Genomic DNA, 6,000 nt, shown 5'->3' on the forward strand with positions numbered 1-6,000 from the left:
GGTACGGGTCCGGGGGGCAGGGGCGGCCGGGGCGGCCGGGCGCGCGTCCAGGAGGGCGGTCGCGTCGAAGCGGGCCGCGTCGACCCGGACCGGCATGACCACGGGGCCGCGCGGCGCGGTGAGGATGTCGTCGAGGAAGGCCAGGCCCTCGGCGTTGGTGATGCTGAGCAGGCCGGTGTCGGTGTAGGCCTTGTTCGTGACCTCGCCGAAGCCGGTCTCGCGCCAGCTCGGCCACTGGACGCTGGTGACGGGCAGCTCGTGGGCGCGCGCCTGGGCGTAGTAGTCCATGAAAGCGTTGCCCATGGCGTAGTCGCTCTGTCCGGCGCCCAGGGCGGGCAGAACCGCGGAGACCGACGAGAAGAGCACGGCGAAGCGCAGGGCGCGCGGGTCGAGGGCCGAGAGCAGGTGAACGGTGCCGTCGATCTTGGGTGAGACGACCCGGGCGATGCCGCTCACGGGCTTGCGGACGAACGCCGGGTTGTCCGTGTCGACGAGGCCCGCCGCGTGCAGCACGCCCGCGACCGGACCCAGCGTCGACGTGACGTGCGCGACGGCCTCGGCCACCGCGTCCGCGTCGTCCAGCGGCAGCGCGAGCACCCTCACCTCGACGCCCTGTGCCTCCAGGGCGGCGACGGCGTCGGTCTTCGCCCGCACGGCGGGCGGGCAGGCGGCCGGGTCCGTCCACAGGTGGCGCGGCGGCAGGGCCTCACGGCCCGTCAGGACGAGCCTTCGTACGCCGTGGCGGGCGACGAAGTGCCGGGCGCACAGCAGCCCGATGCCCCGGGTGCCGCCGGTGACCAGCAGCACCTCGTCGGCGGTGAAGGCGAGCGGGGCGGGCCGGGGCCCGGTGGGCACCGGGGACTCGGCGAGAACGGGGGTGAGCCGGGCGCCGTCGCGGTGGCAGACCTCCGGCGCGGGCCCGTCGTCGAGTAGCTCCCGGTGGACGACGGCCGCGAGCGCGGCGGCGTCCCGCACGTCCGGGTCCAGGTCCACGTGACGGGACGCGAGGCCCCGGTACTCGCTCTGGAGCATCCGGTAGAGCGCGGCCCGCGCGGCGCCCGCCAGCGGTCCGCGGCGGGACGCGCCCGGCGCGTCCACGGCCTCCAGGCCATGGGTCACGAACAGCAACCGGACGTCCCGCGACGCCTTCGCGTCGAGCACGCGCCGCAGCAGTGCGAGCGCGCGGCCGGAGGCGCTGTCCTCCGCGATCCGGTCGATGCCCCCGGACGGTGTGGTGCCGTCCCCGATCCCGGTCAGGTCGATCAGGGCGGAGCAGCCGGCGGCGCCGCGGTCGACGACGCCGTCCGCGTCGGGGTCCGACGCGTCCAGGAGCGTGGCGGCGTCGAGGAGCCCGGCGATGCGCTCGGCGAGGTGCCGGGTCCCGCGGTCGTGCAGGACAAGGGCGCCGGACGACGGCGCGGACCGGCCCGGCGCAGCCGGAGCGGGGCGCCACTGCTTCGTAAGGTAGAGCGCCGTACCGAACGCGGGATCGGCGGTGACAGGGGCGGGCTCCGTACGAGGAGGGACGGGCACGGCTTCCGGTACCCAGTGCCGCTCGCGGGCGAACGGATACGTGGGCGCGCTGATCCTGCGCGGCACGGCGGCCGCTTCGACGTGCAGGGTTCGCCAGTCGGGCGCGGCGCCGCGCACCCACAGTTCCAGGAGTTCGGTCAGCTTGCCGCGCCGCGCCAAGGCCGCGACGGTCTCGGCGAGTTCCTCGGCGGGCACGACGGCCAGTGTCTTCCGGTCCCGCTTGGCGTTGCCGCGGCAGACTCCGTCGACAGCGGTGTCACCGGCCAGATGGCGCTCCAGCTTCTCGGCGAGCGCGGCGAAGGAGTCGGCGACGACACCGAGGCGCTCGTCCATGGCCTCGCGCCCGGTCTGGAGGGTGTACGCGAGGTCCGCGGGGGTGACGTCGGCGGTCCCCGCCTTGTTCCGTGTGTCCTTGGCGAAGTCCAGCAGCCGCTGGGCGTAGACGCGGAGGCGGTCGGCGTCCTTCGCCGAGAGCGGGAACAGCTGCGGTCCGTGTCCGGCGGGGGCCGGGCGGCGGTCGGTGTGCTCGGCCACGATCAGGTGCGCGTTCGCGCCACCGGCGCCGAACGAGGAGACTCCGGCGATCCGTGGCTGCGGACGCCCGTCGACGACGGGTCGCTCCCAGTCGCGCAGCTCCTGGTTGACGACGAACGGCGTGCGGGAGAAGTCGATGTGCGGGTTGAGCGTCGCGGAGTGCAGTGACGGGGCGATCCGGCCGTGCTGGAGCTGGAGCAGGACCTTGGTGAGCCCGGCGATGCCCGCGGCGCTCTCGCAGTGGCCGATGTTGGACTTCGCCGAGCCGAGGTAGCAGCGCGCCGCCGGTCCCGCCCCGTCCTGGGAAGCGGCGGTGAAGGCCTGGCTGAGGCCGGTGATCTCGATGGGGTCGCCGAGCTTGGTGCCGGTGCCGTGCGCCTCGACGTAGCTGATGGCCCGCGGGTCGAGGCCGGACTCGCTCAGCGCGTCCTGGATCGCGGCCTGCTGGGCGCGCGGGTTGGGCACGGTGTAGCCGTTGGTGCGGCCGCCGTGGGACACGCCGCTGCCCTTGATGACGCCGTAGACGTGGTCGCCGTCGCGCTCGGCGTCGCGCAAGGGCTTGAGCAGGACGACGCCGACGCCCTCGCCGGGTATGTAGCCGTCGCCGCCGACGCCGAAGCTCTCGCAGTGGCCCTGGCTGGAGATGAACTGGCCGGTGCTCAGGCCCAGGTACTTGTTCGGGTGCACGGTCACGTTGACGCCGCCGGCGAAGGCGAGCCGGGTGCGGCCGCCGCGCAGGTCGCGGCAGGCCAGCTCCACGGCGGTGAGCGAGCTGGAGCACATGGTGTCCACAGTCATGCTCGGGCCGTGCAGGTTCAGCACGAAGGAGACACGGTTCGCGACGCTCGCGTAGCTGCTGCCGAGGACATGGGGGTTGCCGCGGCCCGCGCCCTCGTCGGGGAACAGCAGCTGATACTGCCCCCACATGACGCCCGCGTACACGCCGACCCGTCCCGCGGCGCCGTCGCCGGTGGCGCGCCCGAGCCGCTCCCGGGTGTACCCGGCGTCCTCCATCGCCGTCCAGGCGTGCTCCAGGAACAGCCGCTCCTGCGGGTCCAGGTAGTCCGCCTCGTGGGGCGCGATGTTGAAGAACAGCGGGTCGAAACGGTCCACCTCGGCGATGAACCCGCCCCACTTGCTGTAGTGGCGGCCGGGCACGGTGCGGTCCTGCTCGTAGTAATCCCGCCAGTCCCAGCGGTCCTCGGGGACCTCGACTACGCAGTCGCGCCCGGCGCGCAGGTTGTCCCAGAATTCGTGGACGTCCCGTGCCTGTGGGTAGCGGCCGGACAGGCCGATGACGGCGATGTCCAGGGCGGTGTCCTCCGTCGCGGTGGCGTCGGCGCGGCCCTCCGGCCGGGGCACCGTCGTCGCCGCGCGCGCCGACGCGGGGGCTGCCAAGGGCTCCGCGACCCGCGCCTGCGGCCGCTCGGGGACGCCCGCGAACATGCCCTCCAGGACTGCCCGGTGGCCGTCGAGGAAATAGCCGCCGAGCTCGGCGAGCGTGTGGTACTCGAACAACAGCGTCTTCGGCAGCGAGCCGAACGTCTTCTCCAGGCCCGCCGTCAGCTCGGCCGCAAGGATCGAGTCCATGCCGTACGAGCCCAGGGGTTCGGTGTCGTCGATCTCGCCCGGCGGCAGCTGGGTGAGGCGGCACAGCTCCGCCTTGAGGAACTCCTCCGTGCGGGCGCGCAGGGCCCGCACGTCGGGCTCGCCCGCCCTCGCGGGCCGCGGGGGCGCGGGCCGGGCGGCCTCGGGGGCGGGCGCATCGTCCTGGAGCGCACGCACGCCGGCCGCGCGGTTGCCGGCCCAGACGACGACGTGGGACTGGGCGCTGTCCAGAGCGCGGTGGAACGCGTCGGTTCCCGCGTCCGTGGCCAGGGGCAGGAAGCCGCGCAGCCGCAGGGCCTTGCGCGTGTCCTCGTCCGCGCCCATGCCACCGCCGTGCCACAGCGGCCAGGCGACCGACAGGGTCCGCCCGCTGCGCTCGCCCGCGGCGACACGCGTGCCGCGGTGGTGCGCGAACGCGTCGAGGAAGGCGTTGGCCACGGCGTAGTCGCCCTGGCCCACGTTGCCGGTCGCTCCCATGACGGAGGAGAACAGTACGAAGAAGTCCAGGTCGAGGCCCTTGGTGGCCTCGTCGACGGCGCGGCAGCCGGCGAGCTTGGGGGCGAGAACGCGGCGGAACTCCGCGTCGGACTTGCGCTGGAGGAAGGCGTCGCGCAGGACACCGGCGGCGTGCAGGACGCCGTGCAGGGCCTTGTGGCGCCGCGTCAGCTTGCGGACGAGGCGCTCGGTGGCGCGCGCGTCCGTGACGTCGAGCACGTGGTACTCGGGGCGCGCGCCCTCGGCGCGCAGTGCCGCGAGCTCCGTCTCGATCGCCGGGCCGAGCGGGGACCTGCCGGTCAGGCAGAGCACGGCTCCGGGAACGCGGCGGGCGATGTCCCTGGCGAAGATGCGGCCGAGGCCGCCCGCGCCGCCGGTGATGAGGTACACGCCGTCTGCCCGCCACGGCACGGGCGCGGCGCCGGGCGCGGCCGTCTCGTCCAGGGGCTCCCAGCTGAGGACCTTGCGGGTACCGTCGCCGTGGCTGATCCGCTGGTCGCCGGTGCGGCGGCTCTCCGCTTCCAGGGTCTCGGCGAGGTACGCCGCGGACGCGTCGGCGGGCACCGCGACGAGCTGGCCGACGAGGGCGGGGTTCTCCAGGCGGGCCGTGCGAAGGAGCCCGGACAGCGCCTGGTGGAGCGCCTGCTCGCCCTCGGCGTGCGTGAGGACTTGCAGCAGGACCGATCTCGTCGGCTTGCCGGCGAGCAGCCCTCGGATGGCGCGGAGCAGCTCGACGGCGTGCTCGGCGACGGCGTCCGCCACTGGGGTGGTGGCCGACCGGGTGGCGGATGCCTGCTCGGGCGGCTCCAGAAACGTTGCTTCCGGAGCCAGGCCGCGCAGCTCGTCGAGCCGGTCGGCGAAGCCGCAGGCGAGCACGAGCCGCGCCGTGTGCGCGGGAGCGGTGGTATCCGCCGGGGCGTCCGCCTCGCGCCACACCGGGCGGAACAGCGTCACGTCGTGCGTGGCCCCCGCCTCCGCGGTGACCTCCGTGGTCCTGCGCATGGAGTAGCCGCGCAGCCGCGCGAAGATCCTTCCCCGGGTGTCGCAGAGGTCGAGGTCCCACCGCCGTACCTGGCGCGATGCGGTCGGCACGGCGCGGATCCACACGTACGCGGTGCGCGGCGTCGCCCCGTGGACGTCGACGCGGTCGAGGGCGAACGGCAGCGCGAGGCCGCCCGGTTCCGTCGCGTGGTGGTCCGGCGCGAACGCCGCCTGGAGCGCGCCGTCCAGCACGCTGGGGTGCAGTACGTAGTCGTCGAGGGTGGCCACGACCTCGTCGGGCACGGCCAGTTCGGCGAGGAGTTCGCCGTCGCCCAGGCGGATCGCGCGCACCGCCCGGTGCGCGGGACCGTAGTCGAGCCCCCTCGCGCGCAGCGCCGCGTAGAAGTCGTCGACGTCGAGCCCCGCCGCGCCCGTACGGGATGTCAGCGCCTCGAGGTCGATGGGCTCGGGCAGGGCCGTCCGCGTGCGCGAGGCGACTCCACGCGCGTGGACGACGTCGGCGGCGCGGATCTCGAAGGAAACCGGACCTTCCGCTGCGGTCGAGCGGTCCGGCGTGATGTCCGGGGCGGCGTCCCGGGTGGCCGCACCCTCTCCGCCGGTCCGGGCGTTCGCGGTCTCCCTCACGACCGTGCGGACCGTCTGTGTCCCGTCCCCCACGACGACGGGCCGTGACCACACCACGTTCTCCAGGCGGAGCACCTCGACCGTGTCGGCCGGACCCGCGGCCTCGGCGTCGGCGTCGGCGTCGGCGTCGGCGTCGGCGTCGGCGTCGGCGTCGGCGTCGGCGTCGGCGTCGGCGTCGGCGTCGGCGTCGGCGTCGGCGTCGGC

At 74.8% G+C, this 6,000-nt stretch carries 1 protein-coding gene (only partly in view); it reads right to left on the reverse strand.

The annotated features are described in order from the left end of the window. The coding region annotated (locus ACFCZF_RS30125) for an SDR family NAD(P)-dependent oxidoreductase (RefSeq protein WP_376674307.1) crosses the window boundary (this coding region is incomplete at its 5' end): on the reverse strand, window positions 1-6,000 show 6,000 of its 11,442 nt. The annotated region extends 5,442 nt beyond the left edge of the window.

It is taken from the genome of Streptomyces sp. NPDC056296 (genome assembly GCF_042268605.1).
GTDB lineage: Bacteria > Actinomycetota > Actinomycetes > Streptomycetales > Streptomycetaceae > Streptomyces.